Annotated in this window: 18 protein-coding genes; 9 read left to right on the top strand and 9 right to left on the bottom strand. The window is 47.3% G+C overall.

Translation table 11 applies throughout. From position 1 onward, the window contains the following. Positions 1-4 precede the first annotated feature (4 nt). Positions 5-535 (top strand): DODA-type extradiol aromatic ring-opening family dioxygenase, encoded by a 531-nt coding sequence (locus AC8GFP_RS09015; protein WP_506612408.1) that lies wholly within the window; start codon positions 5-7, stop codon positions 533-535. 127 nt (positions 536-662) lie between these two features. On the opposite strand, the gene AC8GFP_RS09010 is transcribed toward AC8GFP_RS09015, so the two are convergent. Together AC8GFP_RS09010 and AC8GFP_RS09005 are read right to left on the bottom strand one after the other, a co-directional pair. Continuing rightward, entirely contained in the window at positions 663-1076 is a 414-nt protein-coding gene (locus AC8GFP_RS09010; protein WP_506612406.1) for an SRPBCC family protein, read from the bottom strand. Positions 1077-1222: 146 nt separating this feature from the next. After that, positions 1223-1654 carry a DUF2784 domain-containing protein gene (locus tag AC8GFP_RS09005; RefSeq protein WP_506612404.1) on the bottom strand — a complete coding sequence of 144 codons (432 nt, stop codon included), beginning with the start codon at positions 1652-1654 and terminating at the stop codon, positions 1223-1225. An 88-nt stretch (positions 1655-1742) separates the two neighbouring features. On the opposite strand from AC8GFP_RS09005, the gene AC8GFP_RS09000 reads away from it, so the two are divergent. The 4 genes from AC8GFP_RS09000 to AC8GFP_RS08985 all read left to right on the top strand — a co-directional run bounded on the left by AC8GFP_RS09000 (position 1743) and on the right by AC8GFP_RS08985 (position 6805). Continuing rightward, positions 1743-2195 (top strand): nuclear transport factor 2 family protein, encoded by a 453-nt coding sequence (locus AC8GFP_RS09000; RefSeq protein WP_506612402.1) that lies wholly within the window; start codon positions 1743-1745, stop codon positions 2193-2195. 346 nt (positions 2196-2541) lie between these two features. Then, entirely contained in the window at positions 2542-4950 is a 2409-nt protein-coding gene (locus AC8GFP_RS08995) for a hypothetical protein (protein ID WP_506612400.1), read from the top strand. A gap of 68 nt (positions 4951-5018) precedes the next feature. Next, the gene (locus AC8GFP_RS08990; protein WP_506612398.1) at positions 5019-5594 is read left to right on the top strand and encodes a hypothetical protein; all 576 of its coding nucleotides are present in this window, start codon (positions 5019-5021) and stop codon (positions 5592-5594) included. Positions 5595-5671: 77 nt separating this feature from the next. Then, the gene (locus tag AC8GFP_RS08985) at positions 5672-6805 is read left to right on the top strand and encodes a HupE/UreJ family protein (RefSeq protein WP_506612396.1); all 1134 of its coding nucleotides are present in this window, start codon (positions 5672-5674) and stop codon (positions 6803-6805) included. On the opposite strand, the gene AC8GFP_RS08980 is transcribed toward AC8GFP_RS08985, so the two are convergent. Together AC8GFP_RS08980 and AC8GFP_RS08975 are read right to left on the bottom strand one after the other, a co-directional pair. Next, positions 6785-8506: a hypothetical protein gene (locus tag AC8GFP_RS08980; protein ID WP_506612394.1), complete on the bottom strand. Its 1722-nt coding sequence runs from the start codon at positions 8504-8506 to the stop codon at positions 6785-6787. The two genes, AC8GFP_RS08985 and AC8GFP_RS08980, sit on opposite strands and share 21 nt — an antisense overlap. 282 nt (positions 8507-8788) lie before the next feature. Next, positions 8789-11146 carry a hypothetical protein gene (locus AC8GFP_RS08975; RefSeq protein WP_506612393.1) on the bottom strand — a complete coding sequence of 786 codons (2358 nt, stop codon included), beginning with the start codon at positions 11144-11146 and terminating at the stop codon, positions 8789-8791. A 216-nt stretch (positions 11147-11362) separates the two neighbouring features. Here AC8GFP_RS08975 and AC8GFP_RS08970 point away from each other — a divergent pair, with 216 nt between their 5' ends. The 3 genes from AC8GFP_RS08970 to AC8GFP_RS08960 all read left to right on the top strand — a co-directional run bounded on the left by AC8GFP_RS08970 (position 11363) and on the right by AC8GFP_RS08960 (position 13023). Further along, on the top strand, positions 11363-11794 hold the full coding sequence (locus AC8GFP_RS08970) for a hypothetical protein (RefSeq protein ID WP_506612391.1): 432 nt from the start codon (positions 11363-11365) through the stop codon (positions 11792-11794). A gap of 77 nt (positions 11795-11871) precedes the next feature. Continuing rightward, positions 11872-12657 carry a HupE/UreJ family protein gene (locus AC8GFP_RS08965; RefSeq protein WP_506612389.1) on the top strand — a complete coding sequence of 262 codons (786 nt, stop codon included), beginning with the start codon at positions 11872-11874 and terminating at the stop codon, positions 12655-12657. A 15-nt stretch (positions 12658-12672) separates the two neighbouring features. Further along, entirely contained in the window at positions 12673-13023 is a 351-nt protein-coding gene (locus tag AC8GFP_RS08960; RefSeq protein WP_506612387.1) for a DUF6488 family protein, read from the top strand. An 18-nt stretch (positions 13024-13041) separates the two neighbouring features. On the opposite strand, the gene AC8GFP_RS08955 is transcribed toward AC8GFP_RS08960, so the two are convergent. From AC8GFP_RS08955 to AC8GFP_RS08935, 5 genes are all read right to left on the bottom strand, one after another. Next, on the bottom strand, positions 13042-14151 hold the full coding sequence (locus tag AC8GFP_RS08955) for an MBL fold metallo-hydrolase (protein ID WP_506612385.1): 1110 nt from the start codon (positions 14149-14151) through the stop codon (positions 13042-13044). Positions 14152-14175: 24 nt separating this feature from the next. Then, positions 14176-14559, bottom strand: coding sequence for a terminase small subunit (locus tag AC8GFP_RS08950; RefSeq protein WP_506612384.1), 384 nt, complete (start codon positions 14557-14559; stop codon positions 14176-14178). 49 nt (positions 14560-14608) lie between these two features. Then, positions 14609-15583, bottom strand: coding sequence for an AraC family transcriptional regulator (locus AC8GFP_RS08945; protein WP_506612382.1), 975 nt, complete (start codon positions 15581-15583; stop codon positions 14609-14611). A gap of 275 nt (positions 15584-15858) precedes the next feature. Next, entirely contained in the window at positions 15859-16182 is a 324-nt protein-coding gene (locus tag AC8GFP_RS08940; protein ID WP_506612380.1) for a hypothetical protein, read from the bottom strand. Beyond that, positions 16182-16667: a cupin domain-containing protein gene (locus tag AC8GFP_RS08935; RefSeq protein ID WP_506612378.1), complete on the bottom strand. Its 486-nt coding sequence runs from the start codon at positions 16665-16667 to the stop codon at positions 16182-16184. Before AC8GFP_RS08935 ends, AC8GFP_RS08940 begins: the two co-directional genes overlap by 1 nt. 193 nt (positions 16668-16860) lie before the next feature. Between AC8GFP_RS08935 and AC8GFP_RS08930 the strand changes: the two genes are divergently transcribed. Further along, positions 16861-17193, top strand: a complete 333-nt coding sequence (locus AC8GFP_RS08930; protein ID WP_506612376.1) for a bactofilin family protein — start codon at positions 16861-16863, stop codon at positions 17191-17193. The last annotated feature ends 42 nt before the right edge of the window (positions 17194-17235 follow it).

Genomic DNA, 17235 nt, shown 5'->3' with positions numbered 1-17235 from the left:
ACCCATGAATACGTCTGAAACAAATCAAAAACCACGGATGCCAGCCTTGTTCATCCCACATGGCGGTGGCCCATGTTTTTTCATGGATTGGGATCCAAAGAATGAATGGGACAAGATGGCCAACTATTTGCGAAATATCGCCAGTGGTTTACCTGCCCAACCCAAGGCTGTTGTGATGGTGTCTGCACACTGGATTCAATCTGAGGTGACTGTCACCAGCGCGGCGCATCCCGAGATGATTTTTGATTATGACGGCTTCCCTGCAAATACCTACGAACTGCGGTATCCAGCACCTGGTGAACCTGGGCTTGCTGAAAAACTGGTTCACCTGCTAAAAACAGCAGGCATTCAAGCACGAACCAACGAAACACGCGGTTATGACCATGGCATGTTCATCCCTATGTTGCCTCAACTTGGAAATGTTGATACGCCACAGGGCTGTGCTCTTAGGCTTGTTAGGTGCTTTTTTGATTGCTGCGGCATTCATACCCAGCTTGCAACTTGTTGCGAAACCAAAATCGCTTTGCCCAATTGAAACGATGCGATAGCATCAAAAACCGCTCGCTCTTACCGCATTGGGTTCGGGTGTTGTTCCCAAATCAGGTCAATCAGGGTGAAGTCACCGCCCAGTATGGAGAAAGCGATCTAAGTAGATTCAACGTTCACTTGGAATGAAGGGAGTCGACATGTTTTGCAAATCGATCCAATATGGCTTGCCATCCCTCTTGTTGCTGCTCAATGGAGTGCTCAGTTTCTGGAACGAAAGTTACCTGCACCGTCACCCCGTCAGGTGATTGTTTAAATTCAACCGTTGCTGTTCGTTCGCCAAAGACATATTCAATCAATTCATGCGAAATGATTTTTGTGTAGGTGCCTGCAAAATCAAATCCAAAGCTTCCGTCTTTGGCTTCCATGCGTGATGAAAACTGGCCGCCAACACGCAAATCGACATGGGATGAAGTGGTGTGCCAATCGTCAGAAGCAGCATTCCATTGCATGATGTCTTCAGGTTGGGTGTAGGCATCCCAAACAACATCGATAGGCGCTTTGACTGTTGCACTAACAATGATTTTCATGCTTGATCCTTGGGTAAAAAGTATCCTCGGATTTTATCGACCTAGATACGCAGGCACATATTGATCAAGCAGAAGCCATTGCTCGTTCCGCTGATGGGGCGCACACCATCAACAATGAATTGACCATCAAGCAGTAACCTGTCTACTTAATTCTCTGCATTGACTGAGCCTTGCCCAATGGATCCTTTGTTGGAAATGGGAGGACAGTACCACCATAAACACACCACCCAAACAGCACACGCCACATACAACCACACAAAGAAACCGAGTGGCAAATCCCAGTACAACAAGCGGCTGAGATGATGGGCCAGAAAAGACGCTTGAGCCTCAGTACCTCGCAGATAAGCCTCAATGGTTGTGAGTGGACAGGTCATTCCAATCAGTGCCTCGACCGCCACAAAAACCATCAATCCTGCATGTACAGTGCGAAATACTTTATTGCGAACCCATTGCCAATTGAAAATTGCACCCATTGGAATCAAAAGCAGGCCCGACGCCACAAAAGCAGCCAACGCAAAGTGAATCGCTAAAACAAGGTCTGCTAACCAAAACATTTCAAGCGGTGTGAAGTCAGTCATATTTGGTTGATGTATTTTGGTTTTTAGTTTTTTTATACACTCACAGAAAAATTCAACGTTTTAATGAATTTCCGAAAAAAGGAGTCTCATGAAATACTTGATTAGTCACAGCATCGCCACGATTGTCTTGTGTGTTGGCGGTATGTCGCCGGCATTATCTCAAGCATGCGCCCCATTAGACACAGCAGAGGTATTGCAAGCAGAGCAACAGCGTTTGTCCGCACAAATGAAAAACGATTTGGACACCATGGCGCAACTGTTAGATGATGAACTTATCTATATCAGAAACAGTGCCGTCGTTGACAGCAAAGCTAGTTACCTGGATTCCATGCGCAAGGGTGACACGGTCTATGAATTCATCGAGCATTCAAATGATTCGGTGCGCATTTATGATTGCATGGCCATATTGACTGGGCAGGGAAAATACGATGTGCGCATCGGACAAAAACCACTCAAACTGATCCTTCGTTATCACAGTATTTGGCATAAAAACAAGGGTCAATTGAGAATGGTTTCGTGGCAAGCAACCAAGGTGCCTTGATTCCATCTTTGAACCATGTAGCCAATCTATGGAAATGATGGTTTCTCGGCGCTAGGGTAATGGTGTTTTACTTGCGCTCCTCACCATTTCACACATATTTATCATCATTGCCGTGATAAGGTGGCCGAATTACTGCCAAAGTCATTTAATTTAATTTCCAATTAGCTGGCGAATGTTCTGGGTACTGCTACCAGTTTTCTTCACTTTCAAAAGAAAGAATTACGCCATGCGCTCCCTGACATCATCAGCTCGACTGACCCTGGCTGTACTTATTCTGTTTGGTTTGACCGCCTGCGGCGGCGGAACCTCAGTGAATTCAAGCTCAACATCATTCAGTGGCACGGCAATGGACGGCTATCTTTACAAAGCCAACGTGTTTCTGGACCTGAATGAAAACGGCACATTTGACACAGTTGAGCCCACTGCAACCACCAGTGAAACAGGCGGGTTCACGTTGTCTGCGACGCAAGCACAAATCAACACCTACAAAGTCGTGGTGGTTGCAGTCGTTGGCGTCACCATTGATCAAGACAGTCCCAATACAACGGTCACCGCTGGTTTCACCATGATGTCACCTCCAGGCAACCATGAGGTGGTTTCACCACTGACCACTCAAGTGGTGGCAAAAATGAGTGCAGGTCTTTCACTGGATGCTGCAAAAAAGGCTGTTCAAACGGAGTTGGGCCTCGACTCTATTGATGTGATGAAGAACTATGTTGCAGCCAAAGCAACAGACGCCAACTACGCCAAAGCCCACAATGTTGCTGCTTCAATTGCAGAGGCGCTCAAGACGGTTGATGCTGATACCTCATCAAGCAATTTGGCGGAAAAGCTCGCCAGCCTGGCGTCAAAAGTCACCACCCAAATCAAGCCCAATGTCGAGACAATTAAATCTGCCAGTTCAACCACCAATGCGGTGACCGTTGCTGCCATTCCGAAATCAACAAAAACCACTTCCATCGACTACGGCACTCCCGCTAATTTCGCTGCGGCGATTGACCGCAGTTTTACCGGCAACATGGTCTTAGCCAGCACAGTGATTAACCGCTCGCGCTACATGATCTCTGACGCAGCCAGCGCCAGCAGTGCAGCCAAGTATTTGTCGATGGGCACGCGCGACAGTCTTGCCTTTGGTTATGCGGCAGAGTCGGCCACCTTGCCGACATCAACCACCTACAACAGTTATCTGTCCAAGCTGTTTTTATTGGTGGCACAAGGCACCACCGGATACCATCGGATTGACTCCCATTTCCACCCCAATAATTCGCTGGATGTGGATACGACCGACGGCCATAAACTCAAGTTTCGCAACAATTTTGGCAAGGCATCGACCCCGCTGCATGGCTACCTGACCTTTGCATACAACAGCACCACCAAGCTGCTTCAAGCCAAAAAGCGCTACCAATACAGCTACACCACGGTTGTCAGTGGGGGTACGAGCACCTACACACCCAGCTGGACCGAAGAAGCCAACTTCAGCGCCGCCGATTACTATGTCAATCACACCAATGGCGTTTACACCTTGGTCAGCACAGCGGAAGCAGCGACACCACTGCATTTTTACGACTCCCCCATCAATTTGGGCATTCCGACCTTTATGAATCCAAAGAGCGTGGCTTTTGTCGACAACGGCCCCGCCCCTTTCATGTCCAAAGTGACCACCAGCCAAATTGAGGGCACCAGCGGGAGCATCTACCGATCGGTCAACGACACCTACAAAACCCAAGTGGCCACCGCAGGGACCGATGCCAGCACCAAAACCGCCGCCAGCACCATGCTGGCCTCCATCAAAACCACGGTGGAAAACAGTGGCGGCAAGCTGCGTTATGCGCCAGCGGTTTACACGGCTTATCGGGATGCAGCCTTGGCAACCAAACTGGTCAGCGATTCCATTGCCGATGGCACACCCGGGCAAAACCTGGTGCCCTACGTTTACTTCACCAACGAAGCAGACAGCAGCGGTGTCTACCACCCCTTCATGGTGGTGGTGAGCTATGGCAACCAAGCCTCGCCCAATGGTCTGGTCGACGTCCCGCATCCACCCGGTGATGGAAGCGGCTCTTACCCCAATTCCAAAGTCACACGTTTTTCCAACCTGGAAAATTACGTGCAAATGATCCCCATGCGCGATTACGGTCAAGTCACTGCGGTGACGGACAATTCCTCGGTGGTGACCAAAAACCTGTGGACAGAGCGCAAGATTTCCACCTTGGAAGCCAACGTCTACACCTACGCCGACGAAGCCAACAACGGCATTTTGATTGACGGCTCGGTCATGTTCCCCGCTTACAACAATGTGCTGGAGCCCTCGCACCTGGCGGGTGAGTTGTCGGCGAGTGGTTGCCATGTGGGACAAGGCGGCGGAGGACCACATTGCCACAGCGATGGGTACCAGTCGGGCTTTGGTTTGGCGCTTTACAACGACAGCGATTATTTGAACAGAACCCATCCGCCATTGATTGGCTTTGGTTATGACGGCATCGCCTTGTTTGGCAAATACCGGGACACCACCGACGCACTCATGCTGGGCTACACAAGCAAGTTGGACGAGTTTGGTGCGCACAACCATGACAGCGTTGGTTATCACTACCATGCCCACACCGTCATCGACCATACGCCGGTGGGACAAACCTATACGGCGACCATGTATGTGTTGATGAAGGGCGCCTATATTGGCAAAGTCACCACGGTTCCCTACTTCCGAGCTAAAAATACTTTCAGCACCAATAAATACTTGGGCGGAACGGTTCAGTAAATCGATTACGGTGAGAAAAATCACGTTGTTGCAGCATGCTGGTCAGAGACGATCGGCTTGAGGTTTCAATGAGATTCACACCGCCTTCATTCAGAGTTTGGCTGGTTGTTCTTTGGTTGGGCTGCCCCTTGTTGGCGGTTGCTGGCGATGTGCATTACAACCAAATAGACATGAAGCGCGATGGGCGTGACAAGCTTGTTTTGTCGATGAGTTTGAATTTGTCCCAGGTCTTGCACCAAGTGTTGGCACCGCAAACCCCCTTGGTTGATTTTCTGAAATCTCATTCTGAACTGTCCGACAAAGCTTTACAAACAGCCATCGACAAGGCGGGCGCACAGTTGGGCGACAAATCATTCATGTTGCTGCCATCAGGGCGCAAGGTGTCGATTCGCCAATGGCAGTTGCCGACGGTGCAAGCCTTGCGCGAAACCTTGAAGGCGCACTTGTTTCTGATTGAGATGTCGACCAACACGCCGGTTCATGTGCTACCGATGCGGGTGCAAGCCCTGGTGCACAGCCCATCTCCATGGAGCAGGGCGCAGTTGCAAGTGCACAAAGCGCTGCACCCTCTGTGGGTGATCCATCAACAAGATCAGTTTTGGCTCACCGAGCAAATCCCGCTGGCCATTGTGAATTTCGAATGAAGGCTTTTTCCGAAAAACTGTTTGCGCTGGGTTCAAGGCAGGGGTGGATTCGTCAGACCTTGCAAAGCACTATGCTGATGCTTGGCTTGCTGTTGTGGACCTCGCATGCTGGTGCGCATTTGATGCCTGCACAGCAAGGCTCGTTGCATGTGAAAGGAACCTCTGTGTTCGCCATGGTGGCCTTTCCGGTGTCTGCCCTCAGACAAGTGGACGATGATGGGGATGGCCGCTTGTCCGAGCATGAAGTGCAACTGCATTTAAACAGCATCAAAAAACAAGTCCAGACCCAATTTCGCTTGTTCAATGGCGACACGATGGGCCGCTTGGACCAGTTGCAAATATTGGCCGAAGAAGATGAAAGAACGCCGCCACAAACCACCCGTGATGCGGCTTTGTTTGCAAGCCCAGGTGCGGCTCACTTCTTGATGTTGATGCGCGTTGGTTTTGACAATCCGCCCCAAGACCTTCGCTTGGCTGCTGATATTTTTGGCTCTGCAACGCAAGAGCGGCAACTCACGCTCAAGGTCACCCGTGGGGAAGACACTGAGGCCGTGGTGTTGACACCTTTACAAAATCAACATCGATTTTTTCGCTCACCGCTTCATGTCATGGTGGACTACACGCTGCTTGGTGTCGAGCATATTTTGTTGGGCTGGGACCATTTGACATTTTTGATCACGGTGATTGTTGCGGCCACCGGTTGGCGATACTGGTGGCGAGTGCTGACGTGCTTCACGCTGGCGCACAGCATCACCCTGACCGCCTCCTTGCTCGGTTTCATAAAAGTGCCTGCCAATCTGGTGGAACCGTTGATTGCAGCCAGCATTGTGTTGATGGCGGGGCTCAACTTGGTCATGCAACGAGCAGCTATGGGCCAGTACTTGCTGATCGTGTTTGCCTGCGGCTTGTTGCACGGCATGGGCTTTGCCGCGGCGATTTCCGAACTGGGTTTGCACGGCACCTCTCGATGGACCAGCATTGTGGGCTTCAATATGGGCATTGAACTGGGCCAAATTTTGTTCTTGCTGACGTTCTTGGCGGTGTCAAAAGGGATTGGACATTGGAGATGGACACCTGGTAGGTGGCAGTCTCCCACTGGCTTCACCATGGAAAGAGGGGTTTCAGCCTTGGCCTTGGCCGCGGGTTTGTATTGGCTGACCGAGCGATTGCCTCAATCTATGGTGAATACATCAATACATGCTGGGGGCTGAGAACCCTCGTGATTTGATTTCATCAAAAACCGATGCGTTTGTCCCGGTGAGCACATCCAAACTGTTTGTGACGTTAGCGCCCTCATTGGCTTCCAAGATTCCAGATGCATCAACATCAAAATTCATAGCCCCAGTAGAGTTGCAATTGTTCGTTGGCGCAAATCTAATTTTGCTGTCAGTAGCTACATTGGTTGGGAAAGACCAATCTGTAGCTGTTGATGTCAGTGATAACAGCTGACTTTGAAATTTTTTGTGTCCAACCGTCTTGTCATTGCCTGGGCCAGCCCAGTTGCAAATCAACTCGCCCAGTTGACTTTGATTAGAAGTTGCTGCCATGTTTGGTGCAAATCCAAAAAATGCCTTCAATGTGCGGGCCTCCGAACTGCTGTTGTAATCACTGTTGACTGCAAACATGCGTGAATTGGGATCGCCAATACCTGCCTGCCATGCGAACAAATAATTTCCAGCACCGGTGTCGGGGTTGAATGAAGCTGCAAATCGCTTGAACCCACCACCCTCTTGATGCCAGCCTTTGCTATCAGTGGACGTGGTTTTGGTGGTGTCTAACTCCTTGTTTGAATCCAGAGATACCCAAGATCCAAAATCTGTCACCAAGTCGGTATCAGCAGTAACGCAGTAGGGTGCTTCTCGCGCAGAAAAATCAAGCTGTGTAGAACTTGATTTGTTGTATCGCATAGTTCCAACTACGGCCAACTTTTTCGATGTGGCGCATTGAGCTGTAGCTTGAGTGTTGGCGCTCAATTCGGAGGTTGCGTATTGCAGCAAACCTGTGTAGCCCGAAGTGGTTTTTTGATGTGTCAAGTTAACCAACAACCACATTTCTTTGGGCGCTTTTGTAAACTTTACCCGCCACTGGTAAGTAAAGCTGTCAGAACCATTGTTGGTGACTCCTGCTAAGGTGACATCAGCTGTTGTACCTGAGGGGAGAATGCCATTGATAAATGTTTGAAATGAGGCTGTTAGTGAACTGCTGGTGTTTGGAGCGGGAAGACCCGAGCCACTGGCAGCCGCCAATGCCACCATTCGAGCACCCAGCATCAGGCTGGCATTGGCGCGCGATTTGATGGGATCCATCAGCGCGTTCAACTGCGCTGCTGCACAGGGCGTACCAGTGGTTTGATCGCCATTGCGGTCAAGCCACATACCCACATCGCCACCAGGAAGTTCTGGACCGGTAGCTCCTGGAGGTGTCACATCAGTACCATCATTGTGTTGAAGATAGGCTACCTTTGGTCCGTAGCATGTCGCTGAAGTGTATGACTTGAAAAAACCGTTTAAAGGCAATATTGTTGCATCTGGTGTGGACTCTCCTCGCACCACTTTTTGGATGTAATTTGACACGTTTTGACTTTCCAAAACTTTCGCTGGTGCAGCATTAGCAGTAGCGATGGGAATGAAAGGATTCAATACTTGCGCCAATTGATGAGCATCACCCTTATTCACAGCGTCTAGCAGATGTTCCCACCAGTCTCCAACACGTTGTTTGAATGGAAGATCAAGTTTGGCAACGACGGGAGAGCTACTGCTGACAACTGCTGTTGGTGAAGCCACGGCCAAACCTGTGGGATACGCATCAGTTGCAGATACAGAAGATGTGCTGGAAGTACCACCTCCTCCGCCACATCCAACTAGAACCAATAGGGTTGCCAGAGAAATAGCATGAAACTTTGGGATCATCATTTTCATCTCCAAAAAACAAAGTAAATGAGAAATTTGATTAAATCAATACTCTGTTTAAATGAAATGAAATTAAATAAGGGGAAACCCAGGCATCCTGACCGAGGAGGCACAAGATTTTTATTAATCTTTATTATTTATTGTTGTTCTTAAAATACCAAGGAAGCAAGATTCCAACCCAAGTTATGACTTCAATTTTGGCTACTTTTTTTGGTTTTTAAGTCCGAAATAATGTCCATCTAAATTAGAGTTGCTGTATGCGTTTCTCTTATTGCATTAGTCAAATTAGTCAGTCATAAAGAATGCTGGAACAGCTCCAGCATTCAAAATACCTGTGGTGATATTTGACCAAGACACGGCGTCCGAACTCCCCTTTGCTTGCGAGAAATCAAAGCTTGATCCCGTGCTAGCGTCAACTCGATCATCGTGAGGGAAGTTGTTGTTCCATTTCACGACAATCCAGTACTTGTTATTGGCAGTGAGGTTGATACCGCTACCAAATTTACCTTGAATTTTTCCACTGACCCAGTAAACGACATTCGAAGCGTCTGTGTAGGTAGTGCTACTGGCCGTCGATGTGTATCCACCATTCGGATAGGTATAACTCGTGCTATCAGAAAATACAGAAGTCAAAGTCGCAGTCGATAGCAGCGAGCTAGGTACGTCATTCACTGCATCGTTGCTGTAAAGATAGACCGAATCTGTTGAGCCGTTGTAAAGACCCAGCGCAAAGTACCTCACGGCAAAGCTGGAATTAGCAATAAATGGAATAGCGTAGTAGGTATAAGTAGTGCCGGAGGTATACCAGTCTTGCACGTATGCATTAGTTGCTCCAAATCGTTTGTAGTATTTGGCTGAGGGTTTTCGCGAAGAGACTACCCAATTTGAGCTTCTGGTACCTACCGTTAATGTGATTGTTCCAGTTGCTCCAAAGTTGCTAGCAAGCGTTGTTCGGATTGAAATTTGATCGCCTTGATTCACGATGGTTGGCCATTGTGTTTTGATAACACCGTTAACCAACAAGCTCGCACCACTTGGCAACGTGCCACTCAAGGTTAAGTTTGCTTGAGCAACTTCGCCTGTGGCTAAACCCGCGACGGTAATGGTGTTGCTCGTAATTAGTTGGTTGATTTCATCAGTAGTGCTGTTAAGGCTAAAACTTGTTGGAGTAACCGCAGCAGGTGACTGTGCCGTTAGAGTCCAATCGGCTGATTTAGACCCGATTGTCAGTGTGTAGCTTGCATTAGAGCTGTAGGCTGGACCTGATGCATTCAACGTGACGATATCGCCGTTTTGACCTATTGTTGAATTCGTTCCCGTAGAGGATCCGTTGAGACTGATGATTGAACCGCTTGTGGAGTTGATATACGCAACCTCACCATCATTGAGTCCAGCAATAGTGATACCGCTACTTGTATAGGACTGATCGGGAATGGAGTTGCTTATGGCATTGATGGCGAATGCAGTTGGATTTACATTTGCGGGGGCTTGTGAAGCGAGGCGCCATGTGCTGCTAAGTGAGCCAATCGACAGTGTCGAACTCACAGAGCTTCCGTATGCAGCACTCGTCGTTCGAACTGCTAACTTGTCGCCATTTTTTGCAGCACTGTATAGCCCGGGAATAGCAGTACCGTTTTTGATGATTGTGGAACCTGTGTTGACAACCACATTAACGTTGGTTGCATCAGGTAATCCTGCCACTGTGATCTCTGGACTTGTATAGCTTTGATTTGGTCGTGCGTTGATGCTGTCGGTGAAATTGAAGGCACTGGGGCTCATTTGCGTCCTTCTGGGAAGCGAATTCGTTCCGTCCTTGCTCACCCAATCTTCAAAAATTGGAGCTGCAATTGTGATTCCACGATTTGCGTAAAAGTTCTGAACCAGCGTCCTCACTGAGTTGACATCCAAAGCAATTTGAGCAGCGGTAAGTTCAGCCTTAACCGAGTTGGTTGTGATCGTGCCGCTTTGACTCAAATCGCTAGCAATCGTATTCATGATGTCTGAAAGCTGTGCCGCGGTTGAGGATCCATTTCGCATTGCAGCTGCTTTTCCTAAAGTGGCTGATATGGCAAGGAGCACAGCGTCTGCATCTGAAGATCCATTGATTTTCATTTGGTACAGCGAGCCAAGATCAGTTATTTTCAATGGGTCAACGCCAAACGCCTTTAAAACCTCGTCTTGTGACTGCTTGTATGCAGCTTGAAACGCAGTCCCTGATGCGATTAAATTTTTGAGGCGAATGTATTGAAGAGTTGTCAGAACGTTCACTGAAGGAGCTGTTTCAACACTCAAATCACTAATGCCTCGCAAGGTGATTGCTGAAGATGTGAAGTCTCCAGTGTTCTCATCCATGAAGAAGCCTTGAGCAACGATCAAGGCTAACTTTGTACCGATAGTGGATCCCAACTTAAAGTTGCCTAGGTTGTCAGTGACTTCAGTAATGAATATTTTTCCGGTGGGATTTAAGTTGTCATCCAATTCGGCAATGGTGACCGTTGACCCAATTTGTAGAGGTCCCTTTTGAGCTACACCTTTTGAAATTGTGTAGGAGCCAGTAGTGGTCAAGCTGCCTGATGAGCCATCACCACTACCTCCGCAGGCAGCAATAAGCAAGATGGTCATTGTCAATAAAACTTTGCGCATTTTGTAACCTGATTAATTTCTCTAAATGTCAATATATGCTTATTTATAAAAAATATCAATGATTATTAAGGTGGTGAAAATAATAAGAGTCGGTAGTTGCATAGTTTCGTTTCTCACGACATTTATTCAGCGTCCCGATACTGCTCAAGTGAAAGATGTCGGTTCACCCAAAAAATTGCAAATGGGTTAAGGTTGACTGAATAGATCCAGACTCTATTGAAAGAAGCGGTTGGAATTAAATCCTGCTTTTTTGTAACCACTGATCTTTATGAACTCACCAGCAATCGCAAATACAAAAGAAGGAGCATTAGCCAAAATCACCTGATTCGATCGTTGGAAAATCATGGTGAATGGTCCGCCAGTAGAAGCAGCTGGAAGGATAAGCATGGCGCTTGCTTTGCAAAATGGGCAATGGAAAATTATCAGTTTCCATCGATCAGTGATGCCCTATTGACCCTGGATGTTCTGCGCACAACCCGAATTTCAATCTTTCTTGAAGTCGCTTGTGAATTCATCAAGAAAACGTATCGCGCCCAAAGCTGCAGCGTTATCCAAATTTGCATTGGCGCAGACCGGATTGATTGCAAGCTCCTTGCTGTATGGGGCGCTCTGGGTTATTTCCACATGGCTGAGCATCTAATTCGGTGAGGGCAAAACAAGTCAAATGCCTTTGGATATTATCTGGATAGTTTGGGTGCTTTCCTATTTATTTCAAAAGGGTTGTCATGAAATTGAACTTCTCATTCAAAACAAGCAGTCTGCTGCTCTTGCTTTTGCCATTGCTTGTGTTTGCACACGGCATCAGTGACGCGGACAAGCAACGCATGTTGGATGGCGGTTATATGCAGTATGTGGGACTGGGTGCCAGTCACATGCTCACGGGCTACGACCACTTGCTGTTTTTGCTTGGCGTGGTGTTTTTCTTAAGCACCTTCAAGGACATTGTGAAGTTTGTCACTGTGTTCACGGTCGGTCACTGCATCACCTTGGTGTTTGCCACCTATTTCCAAATCACATGGAATTTTTGGTTGGTTGATGCCATCATTGCGGTCAGCGTCATCTACAAAGGCTTTGACAACAACGGCGGCTTTGAAAAGCATTTCAACATGCCTTCGCCAAATCTGCTTGGCATGGTTTTCGCCTTTGGTTTATTGCACGGCTTTGGACTCTCAACTCGTTTACAACAACTTCCCTTGGGCGATGATGCTTGGCAAATGCTGCTGCGCATCTTGAGCTTCAATATTGGCGTTGAACTGGGACAAATTGCCGCACTCATTGTCATGGTGGGTGTGCTGGCCCTCTTTAGAAAATCAAGCTCTTTTTTGCGATTCAGCTACTTTGCAAATTTGGGCTTGATGGCAGCAGGTATCTACTTGCTGTTTGTTCAATTGCATGGTTACCAGCACGATACGAATGCTGAGCTTTTCCGATTCCCTGTGGAAGAACATATCCATATTCATGAGGATATGGAAATACAAAACGCCACCACATCTCCTCGAAATTCACTCTGATTCAAAGGATCATTCATGAAACAACTCATCAAACTCTTGGCCACTGCATTGACTATCACTGTTTCGCAATCGGTTTTTGCGGGTGCTGGTGAAGACTGCCATTTCCACGGTAGCAAACCTGCTGCCAAAGAAACGGTTCTCAAGTGTGCAGACAAACGGGTGCAACGATTGATCGCTCGCGGCAAGCTCGACGCTGCTTGGAAAGCGATCCCTCCTGAATCCATCACGATCATAGATGGCGAAAAAGGAAAGGAATGGAAAGTTGTCATCAAAAATCCAGCGGCCAGTGACAAGACAAAGGCTACTTTGTATTTGTTTTATTCAGAGATTGGCAATTTCATCGCAGCCAATCACACTGGAAAGTAATCAGCTTTCAAACGGGGCTCAATTGCTGAATGCTGGCATCAACTTTCGCCACCATGGATTGATCGATGGCACGGAACCAACGACGTAAACCTCACCCATCATGGGTGTGGCCAACACAACTTGCTGGCGAGCCCCGATTGCGCTGACCAGCTCCAGGGGCTCGTACCAAGGATGCAATGCCAAATCAAAGGTACTGTTATGGACAGGCATCATCACCTTTCCCTGCACATCCAAGTGCGTTTGAACGCTTTCTTCTGGGTTCATGTGGATACTTGCCCACATCTTGTCCCAGGCCCCAGTGTCAATCATGGTCAGATCAAATGGGCCATGCTTAGCCCCAATTTTCTTGAAGCCCTCAAAGTAGCCTGAATCTGAGCTGTAAAAAATTTTCACAGGATCAGCATTCACTTGGCTTTCAATGACCCATGAGGCCCAAAGCGTTGTGTTGCGATCAAACAAACCGCGCCCTGAAAAATGTTGAGCTGGTTCAGCTGTTAGTTTTACACCTGCATAACTGGCAGATTGATGCCAATCAAGTTCTTTGATTTTATCTGCGGGAACACCAAAGTCTTTCAAAATCTTGCCAACGCCCAAGGTTGTTACAAACTGTTTGACTTTGGGGTGAATGCGTTTGATGGTTTCAGCATCAAGATGATCGTAATGATCATGTGAAATGATGACGCCTTCGATCATAGGCATGTTGTCAACATCAATTGGCAAAGGGTGAAATCGTTTGGGGCCGATAAAACTCAAAGGCGAAGCTCTCTCACTGAAAACAGGATCTATCAGCCACTGTTGTCCATGTAATTTCAAAAGAAGTGAAGAATGTCCCAGTCGAACAACATGAACCTTGTCTGCTGGCAATGCATTCCAAGTGGCCCATTCCAATTTCTGAACTGGCAAGGGTTTTTCTGGAATGGCATCAACTCTAGGCGTTGTGAAGTAATGCCACCAAACTCTCCATGCACTTTGCATTTCTGGTTCAAGTGGTTGATTGAAAAAATGCTTTCCATCAAAATGACTGGATTTTTCAACAAGAAGATCTGTGCTTGATGCAGAGGTTGAAAGCACGATAAAAAACGAGAAGAGTAATTTCAGATTTGAGCGCGTTAGTTTGAAGAGGGACATTTGATTTTGGCCTTTTAAAAAAAGTCATACTGAGTTAGATTGACTGATTGAAATCAGCATTTCCAGCACCTTGATGCGAGTCTGTTCGTCTTGAATTTTTGGATACAACTCCTTCAACTCGGTAGCCAAGTGCATTTGGAGATTGTGTTTGTCTAAAGCAATTGACATTGACTTTTGTAGCTCTAGTCGTTGTGTATGAATGGCTTTGATTATTTTGGGATTTTTGAGTAAAGCATTCGCACTTATTCCAATCACTTTATGAGAAGATTTTGTGTCGTAGGCCAGTTTGTATGCATCAATATAGCTATGACCAGCAAGAACACTGTCGACAAATGCCTGTTGCTTTGGCGTGAGTCTGGTTGTGTATAAAAAATCTTGAGCTTGATGGTCATGCTTGATGGAATTCATTTTTTTAAATGTGGGTTGAGCAGCAAGTCTGCGATGCAAAAACAAACAGTCAGGACTGCATATTGATATTGGCCAACAATGAGGTTTGCCTGAATTGTTCTGGGGTCGTGCCAGTCCAACTTCGGAAGGCACGAAAAAACGAATTTGGTTCTTCAAAGCCCAAGAGAAAAGCAATTTCAGCCGTGGGTAGACTGGTGTTTTGCAAATAGTGCTGTGACAAATTTAGTCTGATGCTTTGCAGTAAAGTTTTATAGTTTTGTCCTTCGATTTCCAAATGTCGCTGAAGTGATCTTTGGCTCATGCCAATGCGTTTTGCAACTGCTCCCATTTTGATGCCCCCGCCAGGTAATGCCTCTAGCAAAGCCATGCGTACACGTTGCCTCACACTGATGGCAGCGCCATTTTGAGCCAGTCTCAATCTAAGCTCAGGTTCAAATGCTGACCACATATCTTCGTTGGCCGTGAGAAATGGCCTGAGAGCATCAGATTTTTTGAAAGCAACGCAGTGACTGCTGCCTCGTTGAACCGGCACACCTAAAAAGTCTTTGAATGCATTTTTGTTTGCAGGCAAATGGTCCGTTGTCACATGGTTGGGAAGAATTTTTTCGCGTGTACCCATGCGTGCGAAAGTCACAATAAATAAAAGTTCGGTCAGTACCAACGAGGCAGGGGCAGGATTATTGGAGGGCGGCCATGCAAACTCAACAATCAATTCTTGTTCTGTGTCTCTGACATCCAGGCGTATGGGTGCAACCAGATCTTTGTAGCGTGAGATGCGTTTGGCTGCAATATGCAAATTTGGACTGCACAGTGCAGCAAACAGGGGCGGTGAAAATGATTCACTTCGAATCGACCGAATCAACGTCAATGGAAGCAGGGGGTCATTTGATTCTTCCTCAATGGACTTCCAAAACAAATGAAAATCATCTGCATGAAGTCTGACGGCCGGTCGGTTCAGCAAATCATCTGGTAGGCCTGCTCGTCTCAGAATGTTCGCAATCGACAACCCCATGTCTTTCAGCAAAGGTCGCCATGTCGAGTCAAGAGCGTATGTTGTTGAGCGCATGATGGATCAAGAAATGGCAGATTGACAGATAGATGCAAAGACATGCGTGTACATTGTTTGAACCTTCAACACAAATTAAGAAACACTTTTCAATACAAGAACAACTTTATGGCTTAAAGGGGTGCATTCAATTGCAAACCCTGCCAATCTACTATCTAAACACGACAAGCAGAATGTCGATGAGGATATGAGGGCATCGTCCTTTTAGTGTTTCATGTGTACGCAGGGCAGACTCAGCGGGCAGAAATCACATCAGTGTCTTGATTTTGCACGCTGAGCCACAGGTTCTCAAACTTGAGCTCACTCAACACAACTTCCAGTTTGACGGTGCCCAGTGCTGCACCTGCTTCCAACAATTCGATCTCTCCAGGACTCACTGGGATACTGACTCCAATCACCGAAAGCGCTTGATTGAAGAACAGCTTGTAATCTTGGGTGTCAGCCCAATTCACTGCATCATCAAGCACTTCCATCCATGCATCGATGTCCTCTGGTGTGCATTCATCTGCAGCCAGTTCAAAGTTGATTCTTGCAAAACGAATGGTCATCTCATCCATCATTTCAGCTTGCGCGGCTCACCAAAATCCCCAACTTGCGGAAACAAGAAAGTCGTGCTGCTTGGTCCAATGCCCATGATTTGCACCGTGGCTCCTTCTGTGCCACCACCGTCATAGTGAATCGCACCCGCTGGGTGCTGCATGTAGCTGCCTGCTCGCAAGGGCTGTGTGGACTGAGGGTCCCAACTGTCGTCTGTGCCTGCCAACCATGTACCTTGCATCACAGTGACATACCTGTCCTCACGGTGGTAGTGGGGTGCACTCATGATGCCTGGAGGAAACACCACACGAATGACATAGGGGCCTGGCTTGGATGGATCGCCAGAAATGACGGCCATTTTGATGCCTTTGCCATAGTCTTTCCACTGCACTTGATCTGGTTCAACGACCGTGAATTTTTGATCCAAGCTCTGCCCCACGGCAGCACTGCCCAAGGACATCATCAGCAAAGCTGTTGATGTAAAAGTGACGAAGGAAGAATTCATGGTGGGGTCCTTGGGATCAGCTTCAACTGTTGATATGAATTTTGACCATCTTATATTCACCGACGCGACCCCATGAGCCATCTTTGACCATCAGTTTGTAATTCAGAGTGATGCCATGACCGATGGCAATTCAACTATTAGCACTACTTCAATTTGCAATAAGATCTAAGTTATTCAATTAACCCATTTTTTTATGTCCAATGTCTCAAACCACAACAATGATTTATTGATCCCTGAAGGTGTGACTTTTGTTGGGTCTATCCACGTACCCGGATTTGCACAGATCAACGGTGACGTATCAGGTGAAATCAATTGCAAAGAACTTGAGGTTGGAGAGCAAGGCAATATTCGGGGAAAAGTCCATGCACAAGGCATACAAGTCCATGGCAAATTGGAAAATGACATCACCTGCAAGGGATTGCTAAAAATCCACAAGACAGGAAAAGTCACTGGCAAGCTCAGCTATTTGGAAATTGATATTGATCGAGGTGGACAATTTGTGGGTGACATGAGCTCCACAAAATAATGATTCAAGTTTCTGTCGTTTCTTGATGAACCCTTGTGCGTG

This window comes from Limnohabitans simekii (SeqCode), from assembly GCF_965234735.1.
Taxonomy (GTDB): Bacteria; Pseudomonadota; Gammaproteobacteria; order Burkholderiales; family Burkholderiaceae_C; genus Limnohabitans; species Limnohabitans simekii.
Note: the sequence above shows the minus strand (reverse complement) of the source record. Positions and strands in the feature narration are given on the sequence as shown.

Bases quoted from the DNA above. Each gene is read 5' to 3' on its own strand.
- AC8GFP_RS09015 (WP_506612408.1), top strand. From the start codon at position 5: ATGAATACGTCTGAAACAAATCAAAAACCACGGATGCCAGCCTTGTTC.
- AC8GFP_RS09010 (WP_506612406.1), bottom strand. From the start codon at position 1,076: ATGAAAATCATTGTTAGTGCAACAGTCAAAGCGCCTATCGATGTTGTT.
- AC8GFP_RS09005 (WP_506612404.1), bottom strand. From the start codon at position 1,654: ATGACTGACTTCACACCGCTTGAAATGTTTTGGTTAGCAGACCTTGTT.
- AC8GFP_RS09000 (WP_506612402.1), top strand. From the start codon at position 1,743: ATGAAATACTTGATTAGTCACAGCATCGCCACGATTGTCTTGTGTGTT.
- AC8GFP_RS08995 (WP_506612400.1), top strand. From the start codon at position 2,542: ATGGACGGCTATCTTTACAAAGCCAACGTGTTTCTGGACCTGAATGAA.
- AC8GFP_RS08990 (WP_506612398.1), top strand. From the start codon at position 5,019: ATGAGATTCACACCGCCTTCATTCAGAGTTTGGCTGGTTGTTCTTTGG.
- AC8GFP_RS08985 (WP_506612396.1), top strand. From the start codon at position 5,672: ATGCTTGGCTTGCTGTTGTGGACCTCGCATGCTGGTGCGCATTTGATG.
- AC8GFP_RS08980 (WP_506612394.1), bottom strand. From the start codon at position 8,506: ATGATGATCCCAAAGTTTCATGCTATTTCTCTGGCAACCCTATTGGTT.
- AC8GFP_RS08975 (WP_506612393.1), bottom strand. From the start codon at position 11,146: ATGCGCAAAGTTTTATTGACAATGACCATCTTGCTTATTGCTGCCTGC.
- AC8GFP_RS08965 (WP_506612389.1), top strand. From the start codon at position 11,872: ATGAAATTGAACTTCTCATTCAAAACAAGCAGTCTGCTGCTCTTGCTT.
- AC8GFP_RS08960 (WP_506612387.1), top strand. From the start codon at position 12,673: ATGAAACAACTCATCAAACTCTTGGCCACTGCATTGACTATCACTGTT.
- AC8GFP_RS08955 (WP_506612385.1), bottom strand. From the start codon at position 14,151: ATGTCCCTCTTCAAACTAACGCGCTCAAATCTGAAATTACTCTTCTCG.
- AC8GFP_RS08950 (WP_506612384.1), bottom strand. From the start codon at position 14,559: ATGAATTCCATCAAGCATGACCATCAAGCTCAAGATTTTTTATACACA.
- AC8GFP_RS08940 (WP_506612380.1), bottom strand. From the start codon at position 16,182: ATGGATGAGATGACCATTCGTTTTGCAAGAATCAACTTTGAACTGGCT.
- AC8GFP_RS08935 (WP_506612378.1), bottom strand. From the start codon at position 16,667: ATGAATTCTTCCTTCGTCACTTTTACATCAACAGCTTTGCTGATGATG.
- AC8GFP_RS08930 (WP_506612376.1), top strand. From the start codon at position 16,861: ATGTCCAATGTCTCAAACCACAACAATGATTTATTGATCCCTGAAGGT.